Below are 19,608 nucleotides of genomic sequence, written 5' to 3'. Positions count from 1 at the left end.
ATTGAGGCTCAGGGAGGAGTGATGGAATATCAGGTTGTTGCCAACCCAACAGAGCAAGACATCATGGATGTGCGTGGCGGACTCCGAACGTTCAACGATCCCTTTGTTGAGCATCTGAATGAATTGCAAATGGCCGTGTTTGTCCTCGATGAAAACGGGCAAAGACGTGGTGGTATTGTCTCGCGTTTTTGGGGGAACTGGATGCACATCCTTTTCCTCTGGATTGACCCGGCGCTGAAAGGGGAAGGTGTAGGCAAAACTCTGATGCAGAAAATGGAAACTGAAGCGGTCGGCAAAGGCTGTAAAGCTGCCATGGTCGATACTTTCAGCTTTCAGGCCAGACCGTTCTATGAGTCAATGGGTTATCACAATCAAATGACGCTGGATGCCTTTCCCGGCGATGAACATCAGCTTCACTTCCTTACCAAAAAACTGGTGGGTTAAACCATGTTAAAAGGGTTGAATCACATCACGCTGGCGGTATCTGATTTGGAAAAATCGTTGGCGTTTTACGTTGATGTGCTGAGCTTTAAAGGCCATGCCAGATGGGATGGAGGCGCCTACCTTTCTTTGGGTGGGCTTTGGCTTTGTCTCTCTGTAGATAAGCCCTGTGAGAAAAGTGATTACTCACATATTGCTTTGAATATTGACGCTAAAGACTTTAGTGCGTTTGCCGCATCGCTGCGTCAAAAAGGTGTGATCGAATGGAAGCAAAACCGGAGTGAGGGAAGCTCACTTTACCTTCTGGATCCGGATGGACATAAGCTTGAAGTGCACGCTGGCGACCTGCAAAGCAGGTTGGGTAGCCTGAGAGAAAAACCCTACTCGGGGTTGGAGTGGCTTTAACAGCAAACCGTATTTCTCAGGCATAACTTTAGCGGTTTCATCCTGATGTGTGAGCCATGCCATAATGCTATCGTTGTAATTAGCGGCCACTTCACGGTAGCGCCCATTCTTACTTCCTTGTAGCCCATTAAACCGATATCATTTGCACATCAACTTCATGCATTTTAGCGTGCGTTTCTAAGCGCCGGGTTATGTTGGCAACCCAAAGATTTCGCGTTGGTTAAATCACTCTAATAATCACTTTTCATTGCATCGCGAATTCCAGCTCTAAATTGCCTGAGTCGATTGTTTTTCACGTCTGAATGTTTGTCGACGTGGCTTTTCTATTTTACTGGAGAGATTCGAATTGCATTACTATCGATGGTATGCAGTTTATACCCACTTCAACGAGGAAAACCTTCTCCTTGATTACCTGCTTTCACAAGGGTATGAAGCCTATTTACCAGAACGCAGGTTCTGGGAAACGGTTGGCAACAAGCGCAGAATCGCTTATGAGCCACTTTTTAAGTGCCACCTGTTTGTGCGTACAACTCAGGCAGGTCTGCAGAAAGTGAAACAAGCACCGGGCTTCTCCCATTTGGTGCGCCATGGAAAATATGTGGCGACGATTCCTGAATCGCACATCGTCAAAATGAAAACGATTCTGTATTACTACGAAGATGCGACATCCATTTCCAATAATGATGTGGATGGTGTGACGGTTGGTGTGGTCAGTGGCCACTTAACGGGTATGACTGGCATTCTTCTCCATGGCGAAGGAGAAAGACCGGTTGCGATGGAAATCGACCACCTTGGCTATTCCATCAATGTGAAGGTGCCGATGGAAACCATTTTCCAAACGAGAGTGCCCTCGCTTATCTCGTAGCGAACCTAATAAGAGCAAGCTGACGGCTTGCTCTTTTTGATCGTGGCACCAATATCCTTCCTCCAAGTTTTCCTTTCATAAATCCCGCCTTCTGCGCAGATTGATTTAGATTTCAGCGCTAAGCTCATGACATTCAATTCGTATTGTTCAATCTATCAAGGATGCGATCATGAGAGTGATTCGAAGCGCGAAGTTCACAGCGGATAATGCTTGGGGGGCGATGAATATCGCCAATATGAATGGCATCACTACCAAACTGCACTGGACCGACAAACCTTATAAGTGGCACATCAACGAAGGTGAAGAAGTTTTTGTGGTGCTCAATGGTATGGTTGAAATGCATTTCCGGGAGGCGGACGCCGAGAAGTCAGTGATGCTTCAGGCGGGAGATATTTTCTACGCTTCTGAAGGCGCTGAGCACGTTGCCAAGCCATTGGGTGAGGCGCGGGTATTGGTGATTGAAACTGATGGTAGTGTGTAAGTTTTTCCCCGAATTGCCTTCCTGACGGGCGTCTGTCGCATCGATGACGTCCCGATTTGATAAACAGCAAACCTACGCTAACCTACTGTTTTAAAAGTACTGTCATGTGTATGTCGGGGTCGTGACGTTCCTGACTATAAGGAAATTTAGGTAAATTTTGAAGCGTCCACAGCGAAAAGGAAAAACAAGATGATTGTCAGAAAATTACGATTACAGCGTGGCTGGTCGCAAGAGCAACTTTCTGAAATGAGCGGCCTGAGTGTTCGCACTATTCAGAGAATAGAGCGTGGCGATAAAGCAGGGCTGGAATCGCTGAAGTCTCTGGCGGCTGTCTTTGAAATCCAAGTTTCTGACCTTCAAAAAGAACCGGAGCCCGACATGACAGAAGAAGTGAAATACACCGCCGAAGAAGAACGAGTGATTAACCAGGTGCGAGAAATCAAAGGCTTCTACTCCCACCTGACCACCTACGCGCTGGTGATTGGATTGCTGTTTATGATCAACTTCCTCACCAGTCCTGATTACATTTGGGCATGGTGGCCAGCCATGGGTTGGGGGATTGGTATTACCGTGCACGCTCTAAATTCCTTTGAAATCCTGAACTTCTTTGGTCCTGATTGGGAAAAGAAACAAATAGAGAAGCGCCTCGGTCGCAAGCTCTAAGCGCACCCTATAAAGCTTCAGAGGCCAGCATTCTGCTGGCCTTTTGCTTTTCAAAGCCTAACAACTCCGACCTCACCTTCTTGAACCCACTTGGTGCATTTTTTCTCGCTAATGACACATTCATCATTTGCCGAAACCGGTTTCGTTAAATAGTTTTTAAATTATCAGTACGGAACAAGGTTGTTTATGACGTTCAATCAGAGGGTGTCAGCGGTGGGTCGAGGTGTACGTGAGAAACGTCCCACGATCAACGAACTATCCAAGGCATTGGGGCTTTCCAAAGGCACGGTTTCCCGTGCACTCAATGACTATCCTGACATTTCTCCGATAACCAAACAGCGCGTTCGTGAAAAAGCCAAGGAAATGGGATACCGCGCACTCAGCTATGCGCAGGCAATCAAAACCGGGCAGGTTTGCGCCATTGGATTGGTGTTGAACCTCGGTAGTGACAATGCCCACAGACCCTTCCTGACAAACTTTATTGATGGTATCAGCCGGGCGGTGAGCCGCCAGAACTGGACGTTAACTGTTGCGACCGCCAATGGAGAAAAAGATGAATTGCTAACGCTTCGTCGCCTGATTGAAGAGCACAAAGTGGACGGGTTCATCCTCCCTAGAAGTAAAGCGCATGACCCACGTATTGCCCTGTTAAGGGATGAGGGAGTGCCCTTCGTGATTTTCGGTCGCTCACAGGATTTGGACAACGTCAGTTTCTTCGACATTCGCGGTGAAGCCGCGATGCGTGAATCGGTGCAGATCCTGGCAAGGCGCGGCCATACGCGTATTGCCTTTGTAAACGGTGGTGATGAATACAACTACAGCTATTTGCGGGAAGAAGGTTTCCGCCAGGGCATGCAATTGTCTGGGCTGACAGTTGATGAAAACCTGATGCTGTCAGGTGGCATAACCAAGGCGGCGGGTCAGCGTTTGGGAGAAGCCTTGCTGTCCCAAAGTGAACCGCCAACTGCCATTGTATGTGCGCTTGATATCGCCGCTCTTGGGATTTATCGCGCCGCAGCAGAGCGCGGTTTTGAGGTTGGGAAAGACCTGGCCGTGATTGGCTACGATGGCTTGCCAGAAAGCGAATTTGCCTCTCCACCGCTCACAACTTTTTCTGTCGACATGCGTTATTCGGGCGAGCAACTGGCGACACTGCTGCTTCGCCAAATCAACGGGGAAAAACCGGAAGATCTCCGGAAACTGGTGAATGCCCAGCTGATTAAGCGCCTGTCCCATCAAGGAAAGTAAGTAGGTACTACTCTAATTAATAAAAGTAGTAATAGACGACGTAATGAACGCGCACAAAAAGGAGTAAACCATGAACAATCAGCAGACTGGCAAGCGCCGTTGGCTGGCGGGTATCGTGATAACAGCGATGTTTGGCGCCTCATCTGTATATGCTGACTCTATCCGATTCTGGACGACGGAAGAGCAGCCGGAACGCCTGGAGCGTCAACAAGAGATGGCGAAAGACTTCGAAAAGCTGACCGGTACCAAGGTTGAAGTGATTCCGGTGACTGAGAGTGATCTTGGCACCCGCGCGACCGCAGCTTTCTCTGCGGGTGACCTGCCTGACGTGATTTACCACACTTTGCAATACTCCCTCCCATGGTCAGAAGCGGGCATTTTAGATGCGGATGCCGCTACAGAAGTCATTGAAGAGCTGGGCGTTGAAACTTTCGCACCGGGCGCATTGGAAATGGCGACGGTTGAAGATGGTTACTCAGCGGTTCCGGTTGACGGCTGGACGCAGATGATTGTTTACCGCAAAGACCTGTTTGATGCCAACAAACTGGCAGCGCCGGACTCTTACGAAAACGTATTGAAAGCGATCGAAAAACTCCACAATCCGCCAAACATGTTCGGCTTTGTGGCGGCGACCAAGGTGGACGAAAACTTCATGAGCCAAGTGCTGGAGCATGTTTTCCTCGCCAATGGCGTGACGCCAGTAAACAAAGATGGCATTCAGCAACTTGATAAGAAGAAAACCATCGAAGTGCTCGATTTCTACAAAGGGATTGCTGATGCCTCGCCAGACGGTGAGCTGTACTGGAAGCAATCACGCGAGCTGTACTTTGGTGGCAAAGCAGCAATGATCATCTGGTCTCCGTTCATTCTTGATGAGCTGGCAGGACTGCGTGACAGTGCGCCGCCAACAATTAATGACGACCCAACCAGTCGCGAGCTGGCATCGAAAACCGGTGTTGTGACCCGTTTCTCTGGTCCATCCAACCCGGAAGGTGCTGCTTGGGGTGATGTGCGTTACTTCGGTATTACCACAGATGCAGACATCGACAATGCCATGGCTTTCGTTCGTTACTCGATGAGTGATGGCTACACCAACACCCTGGCAATTGCACCGGAAGGTAAATTCCCGGTTCGCCGCGGTACTGAAGATAACGCAACGCTTTATACCGAGGCGTGGTCAAAATTGCCTGTGGGTGTTGATCGCAAAGCGCCACTGTCTGAGCTCTACCAAGCCGAGATGATTGATGAAATCGTTGGTGGCTTGAACAACGCACAGCGTTGGGGCGTGGCAGAAGGCCAACTGGCGCTGGCATCAAAAGTCATCAATAGCCAGGTGATAAACCGACTGGTGCGCGAATATATCGACGGCACGCGTGATGCTTCTGCCACGGTCGACGCCATGAATAAAGCACTGGCTGAGCTTTACTAAGCAACGCATTCATTCCCGAACACAATCACCCAACGGGAGCGGAGAAATTCGCTCCTGACGGGGAAGTCATATCCAAGGAACTGGGATGAGCGAATCAATTAACACTGTAAAACCTGAGCCGCCCAAGGGTGTCGGGCCGCTGCAAAAAAGGGAAACCCGGCTGGCATGGGGCTTGTTGTCGCCCACGTTGATTTCGGTCGCGCTGGTGGTTCTGCTTCCATTGCTGTCTATCTTTTGGATCAGTGCCAAGCCGATAGAATTGGCCGATTTGCGCCCTGTAGAACCGAATGTCTATGAGCGCTTCCGCGGCAAGGCGAAAGCGGCGGGCGATGAAATCAAAATCGAATACCGCCTGACAAACCGTTCGAAAGAGAAGGTGATCGAGAGCGTCACGCTGCGTGATGTGCTCCCAGAAGGTCTTACCGCACAATCTGTACCCGAAAACTGTACCCTGAATGGCCGCGAGATTTTCTGTGAACTGGGCGATTGGGAGCCGGGCTATAAAGAGCGCATGCAAATCCCGGTTGTGGTCGAAGAGGCTTATATCGCAAACCCAGTGGGAATGCGTGATTATCCGGCCGAAATGGCAGGTATCAGTAGTTCTGATCTCTTCAATGCCAGTTTTACGTTCGACAACTTCACCAAGGTGTTTGACAGTGATGAGTTTGTCGAAGTCCTCTGGGTCACTATTTTCTATACCGTTTTCGGCACCATTGGTGCACTTGTCGTCGGTATGATGGCGGCGTTGCTGCTCAACAAAACGTTCAAAGGTCAGGGTTTCATACGCGGCTTGATGTTGTTTCCTTATGTCGCGCCCGTGATTGCCGTTGCCTTTACCTGGGTGACACTGTTTGACCCGTTTTCCGGTTCGGCCAACGCGCTTTTGATTCAAATGGGTGCAATCACTGAACCCATCAACTTCTTCGGCGAAAAGCCGTTGGCGCTGATCAGCGTAACAGTGTTTGAGATCTGGCGTTACTTCCCACTCTCTTTCCTGTTCATTCTGGCAAGAATGCAGTCGATAGACGCCGACATGTACGAAGCTGCTCGGATGGATGGCGCGTCGCCTTTCCAGCAGTTCTGGTATCTCTCGATTCCCCAGTTGCTTGGCATTCTGTCGGTCCTTTTCCTGCTGCGCTTTATCTGGACTTTCAACAAGTTCGACGACATCTTCCTGCTCACAGGGGGTAATGCCGGAACGCGAACACTGACAGTGAACGTGTATGAGCAAGCCTTTGCGCTTTCCAACATTGGTGCGGGTGCCGCTGTAGCGGTGGTGATTTTCGTCTGCCTGCTGATTTTCTCGTTCTTCTTCTTCCGCTATGTCAGCCGTGAGGAGGGTTTATGATGACGGCTTTGGATAAACGCTGGTATCGTCAGGCGGACTTTGTTGCCGCCACCATTGGTGCTGGCTGGGGCATCAGCGCCGCCATCACCGTGACCGTAGCTCTGGCATTGATGACGGGTGCTGGTGTGGCACCGTACGTATTGATTTCCCTTCTGGCTGGAGCGGTATGTGCTGTCTATGTGCTTCGCATGCAACATCGCCTGGAAGGTACTTCTTTGGTGGTCAGTGCTACCACCGTCTATTTGCTGATATTCATGGTGCTGACGCTCGGTGCACCGTTCACTATTTCGCTGGCTGAGCATACGGTATCGCAGGCTGTGGCGTTTGTCGTGATGGCACTTTTCACCGTCTGGCCGCTTTCCCGAATGCTGGTGGAAACCCCTAAGGGCTGGCTGGATCGACACGAATTTGAAAGTGCGATCATCAACTTCATGTATTGGTTCGGCTACCTGTTTTTCATCATCATTGTGGCAGTACCTTTCTACGTGATGGTGATGACCAGCCTGAAAAGTCAGCAAGCTCTGCTCGCTAATCCGCTTGATTTCAGCTTGGATCTCGACAAAGGATTTGGTCTGTTCCGCTCTTATGTCGAACTCTTTGAGCAGTTCAATTTTGGCGAATACCTGCTGACCTCCTTCAGCGTGTCGGTCGCGACCGTGATTGTCACTTTGCTGTTCAGTGTGCCTGGAGCCTATGCCGTTGCCCGTCTCCGTTTCCGTGGGCAAGCAGCGATGTCCCGCTCGATTCTGCTGATTTATATGGTGCCGATGATCGTCCTTGCGCTGCCCATCTATATCGGATTCAGCATGTTAGGCCTTCGCAATTCCCTATTTGGCATTCTGCTGATTTATCCGGTGACCACTATTCCTGTGGCGCTCTATATGCTGCAGGGCTACTTCCGGGGATTGCCTGCAGAAGTGGAAGAAGCGGGCCTGATGGATGGGCTGTCGCGTCTCAAAGTGATTCTGAAAATCACGCTGCCACTCAGTTTGCCCGCCATGGCATCGGTATCGCTGTACGTCTTTATGATCGCGTGGAACGAGTTCCTGCTTGCTTTCATGTTGCTAGACGATCCTTCCAAATTCACCCTGACCCGTGGTGTCGCCATGCTCAACAGCTCGGAAATACCGCGTCAGCATTTGATGGCCGGGGCAGTGATTGCCACCGTGCCTATCATGATGATTTTCCTTGGTCTTGAGCGATTTATGGTGAAAGGCCTCACGGCGGGATCGGTGAAATAACGATACATCCAGAGGCGCTGTAATCGCGGTAAAGCGCTTTTGGGTCAACAGCTTAATTTTTTGGGAATTTGATTATGGAAGCTCTGGATAAACAAGCCATCGACATACTGACAGATAACGATCGAGGCGGTTACACCATACCAACGGCGGGTTTGTACCCGTATCAGTGGAACTGGGATAGCGCCTTTGCAGCATTGGGTTTTTCAACCTTCGACTTACCGCGCGCTTGGCAGGAGATTGAAACCTTACTGACTGCCCAGTGGGACAACGGCATGGTGCCACACATTGTTTTCCACCAACCTGATGAAGGTTACTTTCCAGGGCCGGAGGTCTGGGGGGGGAAAGGGCCAATTGCGTCGTCAGGCATTAGCCAACCGCCATTGGTAGCAACCTTTGCGCGCAAGATTTTTCATCGTGACGAAGCGTTAGGTCAGGAGAAACTTAAAGCCATTTATCCGGCGTTGGTTAAATGGCACCGCTGGTACATGGAATGCCGCGCGGAATCCGGCGTGGTGGCAAGCACTCACCCATGGGAAAGTGGCCGCGATAACGCGCCGGATTGGGATGAAGCCTCAGACGCCATTGATATCTCAAATGTCGGTGAATACCAACGTCGTGATACGTCTCATGTGGACGCATCGATGCGCCCGACCAAACTGGATTACGACCGCTATCTGTCGCTTTTGTACTTAGGGCGTGACTGCGGCTGGGATGAGAAGGTGATAGAGCAAACCAGTCCGTTTCGGGTCGCCGATCCCAGCCTGCATTTCACCTTGCTTCGTGGCCACCGCGATTTGGCGGAGATCGGAAAATTGTTAGGTGAAGATGTCTCCGAGATTGATGGTTGGATCTCTACGCTGGAAGAAGGCTGCAAACAAATCTGGAACAGTGAGATTAGCGCATTCGACAGCGTGAATCTGCGAAACGGCAAGTTCGCGGGAAGCCTGTCCAATGCCTCTTTTCTTTGTTGGTATGCAGGCATTGAAAGCCCGGAAATGGTCGGTCATCTTGAGCGGATTCTTGGAAATGGGCATTACATTGTGCCGAGCTATGACCCGGCAGGGGAGAAATACGACGCAATGCGTTATTGGCGCGGCCCAGTGTGGGCGATCATGAACGCGCTGATTGGCTGGGGACTGGAAGAACAGGGACACGTGACACTGGCGCGAGCAGTGCGCCAGCAAACGGCGGGTTTGATTTCAAATTATGGCTTCGCCGAATACTTCAATCCGGACAATGGAACGCCGGCAGGCGGCGGGCATTTTACTTGGACAGCAGCCGTTTGGCTTTCCTGGTCGCTGTCTGACTTAGCAGGAGGCTGACATGGGCTCAATTCAACTGAACAAAGTCGAAAAATGGTATGGCGACACGCAGGTGATCAAGGGAATCGACCTTTCTGTAGACGAGGGCGAGTTGGTGATTTTTGTTGGGCCTTCGGGTTGTGGCAAATCTACGCTGCTCCGGATGATTGCCGGGCTTGAGGAAACCAGCCGCGGACAGATCTTGATTGACGGCACTGACATGACAGATCAACCGCCAGCCAAACGCGGTTTGACCATGGTGTTTCAGAGCTATGCCCTGTATCCACACATGACAGTGCGCGACAACATGGGTTTTAGCCTGAAAACCCAAGGGCGTCCGCAATCTGAAATCGACGAAAAAGTGAATTACGCGGCGCAGGTGCTTAAGCTTGAGGATTATCTCGACCGTCGTCCAAGACACCTTTCCGGTGGTCAGCGACAGCGCGTGGCGATAGGGCGCTCTATTGTGCGTGACCCAACAGCGTTCCTATTTGATGAACCCTTGTCGAATCTGGACGCGGCGCTTCGTGTGGAAATGCGATACGAAATCGCCAAGCTTCACCAGTCTTTGCAATCCACCATGATTTACGTGACACACGATCAGGTAGAAGCAATGACGCTTGCCGACAAAATCGTCGTGCTGCAAGGCGGTGTGATTGAGCAGATTGGCAGCCCGAAAACGCTATACGATCACCCTGCTAACCTGTTTGTCGCGCAATTTATCGGCAGCCCTAAGATGAACATCATGCCTTGTGTGACAGAAGGTGGTGAATATGGGCTGGCAGGCGGCAAGGGCGGAGAATATCCGCATACCCGTTCTGCAACCCAGCTTGGCATCCGTCCAGAGGCAATAAATCTGGTTTCTCCGGAAGAAGGTAACTGTCAGGGCATCGTAGATGTGACTGAATACCTTGGTGCGGATATCTATGTAGTTGTTGATTGTGGTGAGCTCGGCAAAATAACCGTTCGCACCGATGGGGAAAGCGAGGTAAGAGCTGGCGACAACGTGGGTCTCCAGTTCCATACTAACAAGCTTCACTTCTTCGACGCGGAAGGATTATCTGTCGCGCAATCATGATCAAGTGTCTTCGGTTTTTCGAGTTTACTGAAGGCACACATTCTCCATTTGATGCAGTTCTTTCTTCCAGTGAACTGCAAAACACTCCCCCGGCATTTTCTCCTTGGATGTCGGGCTTTTTTTTTATCTAAACCGGACAAAAAAGTACCGAAAGCTCTGTGCATCTCACTTCAGAAACAAATTTATCATGATGAATTAAATAACCTTTCTTTGAGTCAGGGGAATGCACTGACTGACATGGATAATAAAGAGAAAGGATAATTGATGAATCTTAGACATCTAAAAATATATACAAAAATTGTAGGGAGCCTTGGCTTGGCGCTTTTCTCTGCAACGGCATTGGCAGGAAACTATACGGCAAAGGACTTTCCCGATGGGCAATTGCCGAATGACGACAACAACATCACTTTTACTACCTACAACGGAAACTGGGTTGGCGAGATAAAGTTCCCAACAGCACCGCAGGACAAAACCATTGTAAATTTGGTTTCCAAGGCAGGTTATACCTCTTCAATCAGCCATGACTCACTGGATTTTGAAACCGTTTACCTCTACACCAATGACTCCGTGACGTTCCGCTATGATGCCGCGACTAAAGCGTGGGGTATGGACATGGATTTCCAGACGCCAAACAAGGTGGGCGATACGATCCGGAATGATGCGGGACAGCGCTTTGTTCGCTATCACATGTACAACAGCAATTGGACGCGGGCGGTGAAATTGCCCGAAACCGTTAATCAGCTTCAGGGCATTGTGATCACGTCCAACGCGTCGTGGACATCACGTATTGATGACGCGCAATTGGGGACCAAGAGTACGGCGTCTATCCGCACCAAAGACAAATATGTGTTGATCTACAACAAGCAATATAAAAAGTGGTTCTTCAAATCTGCGCCGGAGCGCTTTATCAATGCGCGTGATATTAAAGACGGTGTGGTGCCAACTCCTTATTCGCCAATGACAGTGGTGCAATTTGCCAATGCTAACTACATCGGAAACATTTCGTTGCCCAGAGAGGGCAAAGAGGGAGACACAGTTTCAATCCGTTCCCGCGCTGCCTGGAATGCAACCATTATGAATACGCGTACCGATGTGGGTGCACCTCTGACGCTCAGAAACGGTCAGGAATATGTGTTCGTTTATCGTGGTGACCGTAATCTGTGGAGTTTGTATAAGAGTCCAGAAGTAAGCCTGAATGCGCGTGATGTGAAAAACGGTGAGTTGAATATCACCACGCCCGATACCCACGTTTATTTTGCCAACGCAAACTATGTGCGAAACCTGAAGTTGCCAAACAGTGGCGAAGGCACACGCGTTCATGTAAAAACGGATGCCGCATGGTCGTTCGTCGTATCAGGGCAGGGGATGAGCCCAAACAGGCTTTACCGTGGCGAATGGGCAACCTTTGTGGTCAATGGCAGTGGAAACTGGGAACGCGACACTGTCACCATCGATTTGCTGGCTTACTACAGCCATCGCAACGTTCAGAAAATTGGTGAAGCGAAATCGCGCTCGCGCTTGGTAGAAGGTTATGTGAAAACCAATGAAGCCTTGTTGAATTCCGGGGCAAATTTCCGTTTCCGCATGGTTTCTCTCGAAAAATTCCAGACGCCGGATACCTGGCTGAAGCTCGGTGATGCGTTGCGTGAACTTCGCTCAAATCCGATTGCGCAGCAACGACGTAATGCCCTTAAAGCGGATGCGATTTACTATGAAGGAACCGAAAGCGGGTGTGGCCTGGCATGGGTGAAATCCAGCCGTTTCAACATGGTGGCGACGGGCTCGCTGAACTGTGGCACCAATGTTATGCGCCATGAGCTGGGACATAACATGGGATTGAATCATGGTGTACTGACGCCGGATTTAGCACGCAATATCGCGGTTGGTTACTCTGCGGAACGCACCGTGATGGGCGGCAATGCGATCCCGTATTTTTCGACGCCAGAAAAGCTTTCTCCAAACACTAAGCTGCCGCTGGGTTTTGACAACCAGATCGACGGTGTGAAGGCGATGAATAACTTCTCGAAGCAAGTGTCGGGATACAACTAAGCTGTTTCCTTTCGATCGAAAAAGCCCTCCTATGTTTCCAAGTTTTGGGGGGCTTTTTATTGATTAAATTTCCGCTTCGGTTTCTGCGCGCTCTTGGGTCACTTTTACCTTGGCGATGCGGTTGTGTTTGACCTTGAGGACCTCAAATCGCCAGCCTTGATGGACGAGTACTTCTCCCTCGCCAGGCACCTTTTCTGCTAACCAACTCAACATGCCATTTAGCGTCTGGAAGCCTTCGGTTTCTTCTCCCTCCAAAGTCGAAACCCCAAGCCTGTCTTTTAACTCGTTCAAAGGGATCAGCGCATCCATCACCCAACCACCTTCTTCCAGATCCTGCGCCCACAAATCCTGTGGTGAGAGTGAGAGCTCACCGGCAATGGCTTCCAGTAAATCATAATGGGTGACGAGGCCTTGAATGTCGCCATATTCATCAACAATAAACGCCATTTCTGTCCCTTGGCGCTGCATGTGATCGAGCAGTGTTAATCCTTTCATCGACTCTGGCACATACATAGGGTGTTTAAGCAATTTGGCAATGACGGTGGTGTTGATGTCGCCGACATGGTTCAGCAGCAGCTTCGAAGAAACCGTGCCGATGACATTATCCAGATTGCCACGACAGATGGGGAAGACACTGTGTTTGGTGCTGCGGATACGCACCAGTACCTGATCGACAGGCTGGTTGATGTCGAGATAATCGATGTCGCGTCGCGGTGTCATCAGCGAGCTGACCAGTCGATCATTGAGATGAAGGATGTTGCGGATCATGATCTGTTCACGCGGCTCTATCGCACCGGATTCCGAACCTTCATTGAGGATGGCCTGAATATCATCCTCGGTGACGGTTTCTTCACTGTCTTCGCGCACACCAAGACCTTTAAGCAACGTTTGCGTTGAGACACTTAGCGCCACCACAAACGGCCGGGTAACAATAGAAATCCAGCGGATGGGACGAGCAACCAGTACCGCAATAGCTTCGGCATGAGATTGTGCAATACGTTTTGGCACCAACTCGCCCACGACGATGGCAAAGTAGGTGATGCCCAGCACCACGCAAGCGGTGGAGAGATAATCTACCGTTTCGATGTGCATGCCAGCTGAAACGAGAAACTCTGCGAAAGGCTTGGAGAGAGTGGCTTCACCAACAATACCGCTCAAAAGCCCGATAACCGTGATGCCGATTTGGATAGTAGAAAGAAAAGTGTTGGGGTTTTCTTTGAGGGAAAGCGCCACTGAGGCGGCCTTTCGGGTTTCCGCCATGCGTTTAAGTCGGCTGGTTTTAGCGGCGACGAGCGCAATTTCAGACATGGCAAACAAGCCGTTAATGAAAATTAAACCAGCGAGCAGTAATACGTCCATATTGTCCTGAATCTAATGAAGAAATCAGCTCCAGAATATGCCGCATTCGCATTTGGAAATGTGATTAATCACTGTATTTTAAATGAAGGTCAGGAGGCGACACCGCGCCCCCTGACCAGTTTTTAAATGGCATTCCAGTTACTCAGTTCAACACAGCGGCCTTCATACAAAACCTGACTATCCGGCGTTTCACCAATGGTGACGATCAGCTCTGAACTGTTCTTCAATTGTTGCCATTCTTCGGGGGAAAGAAAACGTGTGTCGTTGATGTTTCTCAGCGTGTCGATACGGGTAACTTCTCCGGATTCTTTGTCCCGCATCCACACCGTGGCTGTTTCCGGCGGCAACTCGGATTCACGCAGGTTTCGCTGCAGACGCAGTGTTGACTTTGCATCGCCTAATCCGCGATACGCCACAATGGCAAACAGATTGTGTTCTTGCTCAGAGGACATCAAAGCAAAGTAGTTAGCAGGCTGAACAATAATTGGCCCTTTCTTTGGAGCCTCTGGTGGCATGATACTGGGGCTTATCAGCACACCAATAACCAGAGACAAAGCCAGTGACATGGGTGTGGTGATAGCCTTCCACCAAGGCGTTTTCGAGCGGGTTCGGGCATTTTCCCGCTGAGGGTAAATAGCGTTGGTGATATTGCGCCAGACCCGTTCAGGCGGCTTGGTAAATTCCCAATCTAAATTTGCATCGATAGATGGGGTGATGCCGGCAAAATGCTGCTGCCAGTGCTCAATGTGTTCCCACCAACTTGGGTCTTGGTTCATCAGGTATTCCAGACGACGCTGAACCCTGGGTGTGAGTGTGCCAAGCACATATTCAGCAGCAAGCTTGTCTCGTAACTCCGCGGATTGGTAGCGCTTGGCAACGGTTAATTTAGGCATCGTTTCAGCTCCATCAGTCCGCGTCGAATCCACGATTTCACTGTTCCTAGTGGAGATTTTACATGTTCGACAATTTCTTCATGGCTCATGCCATGCTCATAAGCGAGGACTATGACACTGCGCTTTTCTGGTGTGAGGGCTTGGAGGCAGTAACTCAGCTTCTGATGTTCAGGATGTGCGCTGTGTTCCAGCGTCGCCAGACCTTTATCGGCCTCTGACATGGGGTCAGAGACCGATTCTTCCTTTGAATAGCGGGCCTTTCTCAGTTCATCGATGGCGAGGTTCCGCATACTCTGGCATAGCCAGGCCCAAGGATAATCAATAGGGTAGCTGTGCTGTCTGAACCAGAGTTTCAGAAAACCCTCCTGTAGTAAATCTGCAGCCAATCCTTCGTCTTTGACGATAGAAACCAGTAAATGATAAAGGCGCGAACCTGTGAGCGAATAGAGCGCTTCAAAAGCGCTCCGATCTTTCAATGCAATGCGGGAGAGCAACTCACCGACTTCCTTGGTATCGAGACTCAAAAATCACCTCATAGCGGCACCATGTGCCAGATGTCCTTCACGCCATCTCCTGTCGTTTGACCCGGCGCGGTATCTTTAATCCATCGGTAAAGCGGCATACCTTTGTATGTCCACTGAACGTTCCCATCCTTGCGCTCTGTTACCCCAAAATCACCGGACAATGTCAGTGATGCCATGTTCTGCGTGTCCACCAAAGCGGGTGGCCAATAAGCGGCGCAGTCGCCATAGCAGTTGGAGATACCCTTTTCATCGTTATCAAAGTTATATACCCAAATAACCTGCACATGCTCGATTTCAGAGGTCATCAATGTGTTCAATTCAAGGCAAATTTCGCTAGGAATAGTAGTCTATTTCAGCGAAATTTAACGAAGAAGTGGACACATTGAGGTCCTCCCTTCGGGCGAGTTGACTGGCGTCGTGCTCTTTGTTGTCCCTTTTTGATGTAGATGGCTACATCTACAAAGCGACGCCGCGATCACAACGCCAGTCAAGCTCGCTGAAACCGGCATCTGCAGGTTGTTTGGGTATAATGGGTAAAGTTGTTGTCATCCACCAGATAGCGGCGGTTATCATCGTTATATAGTCGGACTGTCACATCATCGGCACGCGCTAAAGGCCAAACACCTTTGATACCTGCTCCTTCGATATCGCCTGCCTTCATGTCTTTAAACCAGCGGTAAAGCGGTGCGCCCTGATAAGCCCATTGTTCACTGCCATCGTCGCGACGAATAACGCTGAATCCAGATTGACTGCCATACAACATTTCGGTCGCTGGATTGACTGGGAGGGGCGGCCATTTTGCTGCGCAGCCACCATTACAGATGGACTTGTCCTTTTTGTCTTTGCTGAAGGTGTAGAGCGAGCGTCCGTTCGGATCGACAAAAACCTCACCTGCAGCGGTGTTGACAGTGTTGTCTGCGGCAATAGCCAGCGCTGGAAGCGCCAACAAAGTGCCGACAAGCATGTGTTTGTACATGGGATTTCCTTCTCATTGTTTTTGACATCATGAGACAGCGCTGTCAGAGAAGGAGACGGTGGGAAGGGGGGGATTGGATGCAGGTTATTCGAAACTTTTTTCCACGGTTAATTTTGGCCAATGTGAGAGCCAATTTTTAGACTGAATGCGCTGGTGGAAGAGGGTGATATCGCGCCTGGGGTTAGGCGTGATTTTTAACGCGAGAAGGGATTCAAATCCAAACGAAGATATACAGTCCAGCGTGTTATTGTCATTGAGACGGATTGCTACGGCAGTTTCTTTTTCCGGCCAGAAACTCATGGCATCCAGAATACTCTGATAGGGTTGGTCACCATTTCTCAGGTGCATTTTGGCTTGATTACGCACCTGCCAGTTGAGCGATGGCATGATGGTTTTTAGCTTTAGTTCATAGGTCAGATAAGCATTTTTATCAGATTCATCAGTATCGAAATAAATGACATCGACATCATTAAGTGGTGTTGTATTTTCTTTTTGATGGAGGCGATCCCACACCAGATTACGGACAAAACCCGCAGCAAGATAGCACTGGGGTAACTCTAGAGTGCGAACACTTTTGAGCGCCTGCATGCGCAAAGAATCTTCCTGAACCCAGTCAATGATGGTTTGCATGATGGTAGAGAATAAAAATGACTTATGTGCAGATATTACCATTGAAGTCGGTAAAGAACGTCAGCCTTTTATAAACGATTGGGTTCGGAGAGCGCTTGAGAGGAAAGGTCAAAGAAGGGGCCACGGATTGTTTAGGTATTTTTCATTCTATTTTAATTGAAGCTAAAAACTGTTTTGGATAAGTGGATGGCTAAATCTCCAGCTCTGGATATAGGAATAGAGTGAAAAGAGACTGAAAATTTTCTGGGAGTAAGGTTTAGAAAGCTGAAAAGCTGGTCAGAATCCAGTACAGATTGAAGTATTTCTTAGAGTGAAGAGAAATAAATAGAGCCCACCAAGGGCTCCACTTTTTATGCGTTAGCAGTGAGGCTCTGCACTATTTCTATTTCAGCCTTCGATGCTCTAAGACATCATAGGAACAAAAGAAAACGGACTTAATTAAGCCACACATCGCATATCGCATCTGTCCATGTGTTTCTTAATTTGGTGCTCACTTCATTATCAAACAGTAAGCCTTCAATTGAGTCGACGTCGCATCGGTCCCGATATTTCTCAAAGATTTCACGGGTTACGCATTGCGCCTCATTTCTCAGTGCGTCGCTGATAGAGTCGCCCACGCGCAGTTGTCCCAATACGTCTACTGCTTGCATGTATTCTAAGTCCATGTTCCCTCCCCTTTCGGGAAATATTCCACTAATACCAATGTGCCAAATATGTAGCCAAAAGACAGATGTCTACTTATTAATAATTGTTGTATTAATAGTTGGCGCATATCTAAAGTTTCGTCAACTAATTTGTCAAATTAATATTATGGGTGTTTTCAATGTGAGACGAATTGCTGGTGATTTATGCGCGTGATTGCATCTCTTGCTTTTAAGCCGAATAGCGCTTGATGAAAAGAACGGGAAAGGGAATGAACTTTATAAGAAGGTGTTGATGACCTTTGTTACCAAACGTGAGCTTGTAACTATTACATTTAAATGAAAAGCCCTGCTGATCAGCAGGGCTTGGAAAGAAATTATTAAAACGATTAATCTTCGGATGTCGCGCCGATTTTGTGAATAGCTAAATCAGCACCGTTATATTCGTCTTCTTCGCTTAGACGAATACCTGCCGCTTTTTCAGCCAGAGTATAAACAACCCAGCCACCAACGAATGCCACGACCACACCAGCAACGGTACCGATGATTTGAGCGATCAGGCTAACGCCGCCAAGACCGCCCAGCGTTTCTGAACCGAAAATGCCCGCTGCGATACCACCCCAAACACCACATACACCGTGCAGTGGCCAAACGCCTAACACATCATCAATTTTGAAGCGGTTTTGGATAAGGGTGAATAGCCAGACGAACAACACGCCAGCCACACCGCCAGTAATCAGTGCGCCGATTGGGTGCATCAAATCAGAACCCGCACATACCGCGACTAAACCCGCCAGCGGACCATTGTGTAGGAAGCCTGGGTCATTCTTACCGGCAATGAGGGAAGTGACGATACCGCCAACCATAGCCATCAGGGTATTGACGGCAACCAAACCGCTGATGCCGTCCATGGTTTGTGCAGACATCACGTTAAAACCAAACCAGCCTACTGTCAGGATCCATGCGCCAAGTGCCAAGAACGGAATATTAGAAGGTGCAAAGGCAATCAGCTTGCCACCGCGATAACGGCCTTGACGTACGCCAAGAATCATAATGGCTGCCAGCGCAATCCATCCGCCAACAGCGTGAACCACGACCGAACCAGCGAAATCATGGAAAGGCGCACCAAAGGTTGCTTCTAACCAATCCTGAAAACCAAAATTACCGTTCCAGATCAGCCCTTCGAAAAATGGATAAACAAAAGCAACAATGGCTGCGGCAGCAATCAACATAGGGTAGAACTTTGCACGTTCAGCAACACCGCCGGAAATGATGGCTGGAATCGCCGCGGCGAAAGTCATCAAGAAGAAGAACTTCACCAATTCATAACCATTACCTTCGGAAAGGACGCTGGCGCTGCTGAAGAAGTTAACGTCGTAGGCAACCCAGTAGCCAATGAAGAAATAGGCAAGAGCTGAGAAGCCAAAGTCGGACATAATTTTCACCAGGGCGTTTACCTGGTTGCGATGGCGGACGGTACCCACTTCCAAAAAGGCAAAGCCTGCGTGCATTGCCAAAACCATGATGGCACCGATCAGAATAAAGAGCGTGTTCGCGCTTTCTGACAGCGTTTGAATCGCGCTACTAATATTTTCCACGTTGTAATTCCTCTACTTCCTTGAGATTGCTTTCCTTGCTGAAGAGTTGCTTCTTCAGGCCGCAGGGGAATAAGCACAAATCGTGCCTGCATGAACCATGAATGTGCATTGTGGCGCTAATTAAGTGCGAAGTGTTTTTAATTTATTGTTATTTAACAAATTAAATATGCACCATAAAGAAACTCTCTATCCTTCATTCTCTTAATCTAATGCATAGAAATGCTTCATTATGGTGCGATTGCGCAATAGGTATGCACCATGAAAGTGCGATAATTTTGAATTTAACAGAGTTTAAGGCAGGTAGTCGGTATTTCATTTTTTCTGTCTATATATCTATCCACAAAAAGACAAATAGAGCAGATTATCAATGAGTTAAATTATGTCTAAGCAATTGTGTATTAGTTTGGAGAATCATAAAACTCATTAAAAACAGTATTC

20 protein-coding genes are annotated in these 19,608 nt (G+C 49.1%); 12 read left to right on the top strand and 8 right to left on the bottom strand.

Annotated elements, in window-relative coordinates:
• The first annotated feature begins 21 nt into the window (after positions 1-21).
• From GCE9029_RS10505 to GCE9029_RS10445, 12 genes are all read left to right on the top strand, one after another.
• A complete protein-coding gene (locus GCE9029_RS10505) occupies positions 22-444 on the top strand; it encodes a GNAT family N-acetyltransferase (protein WP_062663232.1) in 423 nt (140 codons plus the stop codon).
• A 3-nt stretch (positions 445-447) separates the two neighbouring features.
• Positions 448-846, top strand: coding sequence for a fosfomycin resistance glutathione transferase (gene fos, locus GCE9029_RS10500; protein ID WP_062663231.1), 399 nt, complete (start codon positions 448-450; stop codon positions 844-846).
• 346 nt (positions 847-1,192) lie between these two features.
• Complete coding sequence (locus tag GCE9029_RS10495; protein ID WP_062663230.1) at positions 1,193-1,711, top strand: transcription termination/antitermination NusG family protein; 519 nt, start codon at positions 1,193-1,195, stop codon at positions 1,709-1,711.
• Positions 1,712-1,880: 169 nt separating this feature from the next.
• Entirely contained in the window at positions 1,881-2,192 is a 312-nt protein-coding gene (locus GCE9029_RS10490) for a cupin domain-containing protein (protein WP_062663229.1), read from the top strand.
• Positions 2,193-2,381: 189 nt separating this feature from the next.
• The gene (locus GCE9029_RS10485) at positions 2,382-2,855 is read left to right on the top strand and encodes a 2TM domain-containing protein (protein WP_062663228.1); all 474 of its coding nucleotides are present in this window, start codon (positions 2,382-2,384) and stop codon (positions 2,853-2,855) included.
• Positions 2,856-3,041: 186 nt separating this feature from the next.
• Positions 3,042-4,103, top strand: coding sequence for a LacI family DNA-binding transcriptional regulator (locus tag GCE9029_RS10480; protein ID WP_062663227.1), 1,062 nt, complete (start codon positions 3,042-3,044; stop codon positions 4,101-4,103).
• Positions 4,104-4,173: 70 nt separating this feature from the next.
• Entirely contained in the window at positions 4,174-5,532 is a 1,359-nt protein-coding gene (locus tag GCE9029_RS10475; protein ID WP_062663226.1) for an ABC transporter substrate-binding protein, read from the top strand.
• Positions 5,533-5,617: 85 nt separating this feature from the next.
• Positions 5,618-6,880, top strand: a complete 1,263-nt coding sequence (locus GCE9029_RS10470) for a carbohydrate ABC transporter permease (RefSeq protein WP_062663225.1) — start codon at positions 5,618-5,620, stop codon at positions 6,878-6,880.
• Complete coding sequence (locus GCE9029_RS10465) at positions 6,877-8,121, top strand: carbohydrate ABC transporter permease (protein ID WP_062663224.1); 1,245 nt, start codon at positions 6,877-6,879, stop codon at positions 8,119-8,121. Before GCE9029_RS10470 ends, GCE9029_RS10465 begins: the two co-directional genes overlap by 4 nt.
• Before the next feature lie 74 nt (positions 8,122-8,195).
• Positions 8,196-9,443 carry an MGH1-like glycoside hydrolase domain-containing protein gene (locus GCE9029_RS10460; RefSeq protein WP_062663223.1) on the top strand — a complete coding sequence of 416 codons (1,248 nt, stop codon included), beginning with the start codon at positions 8,196-8,198 and terminating at the stop codon, positions 9,441-9,443.
• Between the two features lies 1 nt (position 9,444).
• Positions 9,445-10,500, top strand: coding sequence for an ABC transporter ATP-binding protein (locus GCE9029_RS10455; protein WP_062663222.1), 1,056 nt, complete (start codon positions 9,445-9,447; stop codon positions 10,498-10,500).
• A 315-nt stretch (positions 10,501-10,815) separates the two neighbouring features.
• Positions 10,816-12,549, top strand: coding sequence for a zinc-dependent metalloprotease family protein (locus GCE9029_RS10445; protein ID WP_062663220.1), 1,734 nt, complete (start codon positions 10,816-10,818; stop codon positions 12,547-12,549).
• Between the two features lie 63 nt (positions 12,550-12,612).
• Here GCE9029_RS10445 and GCE9029_RS10440 read toward each other — a convergent pair whose 3' ends face one another.
• The 8 genes from GCE9029_RS10440 to GCE9029_RS10405 form a co-directional block, all read right to left on the bottom strand.
• Positions 12,613-13,908 carry a hemolysin family protein gene (locus GCE9029_RS10440; RefSeq protein WP_062663219.1) on the bottom strand — a complete coding sequence of 432 codons (1,296 nt, stop codon included), beginning with the start codon at positions 13,906-13,908 and terminating at the stop codon, positions 12,613-12,615.
• A 122-nt stretch (positions 13,909-14,030) separates the two neighbouring features.
• The gene (locus tag GCE9029_RS10435) at positions 14,031-14,801 is read right to left on the bottom strand and encodes a hypothetical protein (RefSeq protein ID WP_062663218.1); all 771 of its coding nucleotides are present in this window, start codon (positions 14,799-14,801) and stop codon (positions 14,031-14,033) included.
• Positions 14,789-15,325: an RNA polymerase sigma factor gene (locus GCE9029_RS10430; RefSeq protein WP_062663217.1), complete on the bottom strand. Its 537-nt coding sequence runs from the start codon at positions 15,323-15,325 to the stop codon at positions 14,789-14,791. The genes GCE9029_RS10435 and GCE9029_RS10430 overlap by 13 nt, the downstream gene beginning before the upstream one ends.
• Before the next feature lie 8 nt (positions 15,326-15,333).
• Complete coding sequence (locus GCE9029_RS10425) at positions 15,334-15,630, bottom strand: COG4315 family predicted lipoprotein (RefSeq protein ID WP_231870080.1); 297 nt, start codon at positions 15,628-15,630, stop codon at positions 15,334-15,336.
• Positions 15,631-15,812: 182 nt separating this feature from the next.
• Positions 15,813-16,301 (bottom strand): COG4315 family predicted lipoprotein, encoded by a 489-nt coding sequence (locus tag GCE9029_RS10420; RefSeq protein ID WP_231870079.1) that lies wholly within the window; start codon positions 16,299-16,301, stop codon positions 15,813-15,815.
• 84 nt (positions 16,302-16,385) lie between these two features.
• Positions 16,386-16,931, bottom strand: a complete 546-nt coding sequence (locus GCE9029_RS10415) for a nucleotidyltransferase family protein (protein WP_062665577.1) — start codon at positions 16,929-16,931, stop codon at positions 16,386-16,388.
• Positions 16,932-17,365: 434 nt separating this feature from the next.
• Positions 17,366-17,596, bottom strand: a complete 231-nt coding sequence (locus tag GCE9029_RS10410; protein WP_062663216.1) for a hypothetical protein — start codon at positions 17,594-17,596, stop codon at positions 17,366-17,368.
• A gap of 365 nt (positions 17,597-17,961) precedes the next feature.
• The gene (locus tag GCE9029_RS10405; protein ID WP_062663215.1) at positions 17,962-19,170 is read right to left on the bottom strand and encodes an ammonium transporter; all 1,209 of its coding nucleotides are present in this window, start codon (positions 19,168-19,170) and stop codon (positions 17,962-17,964) included.
• Positions 19,171-19,608 lie beyond the last annotated feature (438 nt).

This window comes from Grimontia celer, assembly GCF_900055185.1.
Taxonomy (GTDB): domain Bacteria; phylum Pseudomonadota; class Gammaproteobacteria; order Enterobacterales; family Vibrionaceae; genus Enterovibrio; species Enterovibrio celer.
This window is presented reverse-complemented; position numbering and strand designations above follow the sequence as displayed.

Excerpts from the sequence above, each read along its gene's own strand:
- GCE9029_RS10505 (WP_062663232.1), top strand. The coding sequence starts at position 22 with ATGGAATATCAGGTTGTTGCCAACCCAACAGAGCAAGACATCATGGAT.
- fos (WP_062663231.1), top strand. The coding sequence starts at position 448 with ATGTTAAAAGGGTTGAATCACATCACGCTGGCGGTATCTGATTTGGAA.
- GCE9029_RS10490 (WP_062663229.1), top strand. The coding sequence starts at position 1,881 with ATGAGAGTGATTCGAAGCGCGAAGTTCACAGCGGATAATGCTTGGGGG.
- GCE9029_RS10485 (WP_062663228.1), top strand. The coding sequence starts at position 2,382 with ATGATTGTCAGAAAATTACGATTACAGCGTGGCTGGTCGCAAGAGCAA.
- GCE9029_RS10480 (WP_062663227.1), top strand. The coding sequence starts at position 3,042 with ATGACGTTCAATCAGAGGGTGTCAGCGGTGGGTCGAGGTGTACGTGAG.
- GCE9029_RS10475 (WP_062663226.1), top strand. The coding sequence starts at position 4,174 with ATGAACAATCAGCAGACTGGCAAGCGCCGTTGGCTGGCGGGTATCGTG.
- GCE9029_RS10470 (WP_062663225.1), top strand. The coding sequence starts at position 5,618 with ATGAGCGAATCAATTAACACTGTAAAACCTGAGCCGCCCAAGGGTGTC.
- GCE9029_RS10465 (WP_062663224.1), top strand. The coding sequence starts at position 6,877 with ATGATGACGGCTTTGGATAAACGCTGGTATCGTCAGGCGGACTTTGTT.
- GCE9029_RS10460 (WP_062663223.1), top strand. The coding sequence starts at position 8,196 with ATGGAAGCTCTGGATAAACAAGCCATCGACATACTGACAGATAACGAT.
- GCE9029_RS10455 (WP_062663222.1), top strand. The coding sequence starts at position 9,445 with ATGGGCTCAATTCAACTGAACAAAGTCGAAAAATGGTATGGCGACACG.
- GCE9029_RS10440 (WP_062663219.1), bottom strand. The coding sequence starts at position 13,908 with ATGGACGTATTACTGCTCGCTGGTTTAATTTTCATTAACGGCTTGTTT.
- GCE9029_RS10435 (WP_062663218.1), bottom strand. The coding sequence starts at position 14,801 with ATGCCTAAATTAACCGTTGCCAAGCGCTACCAATCCGCGGAGTTACGA.
- GCE9029_RS10425 (WP_231870080.1), bottom strand. The coding sequence starts at position 15,630 with ATGACCTCTGAAATCGAGCATGTGCAGGTTATTTGGGTATATAACTTT.
- GCE9029_RS10420 (WP_231870079.1), bottom strand. The coding sequence starts at position 16,301 with ATGTACAAACACATGCTTGTCGGCACTTTGTTGGCGCTTCCAGCGCTG.
- GCE9029_RS10415 (WP_062665577.1), bottom strand. The coding sequence starts at position 16,931 with ATGCAAACCATCATTGACTGGGTTCAGGAAGATTCTTTGCGCATGCAG.
- GCE9029_RS10410 (WP_062663216.1), bottom strand. The coding sequence starts at position 17,596 with ATGGACTTAGAATACATGCAAGCAGTAGACGTATTGGGACAACTGCGC.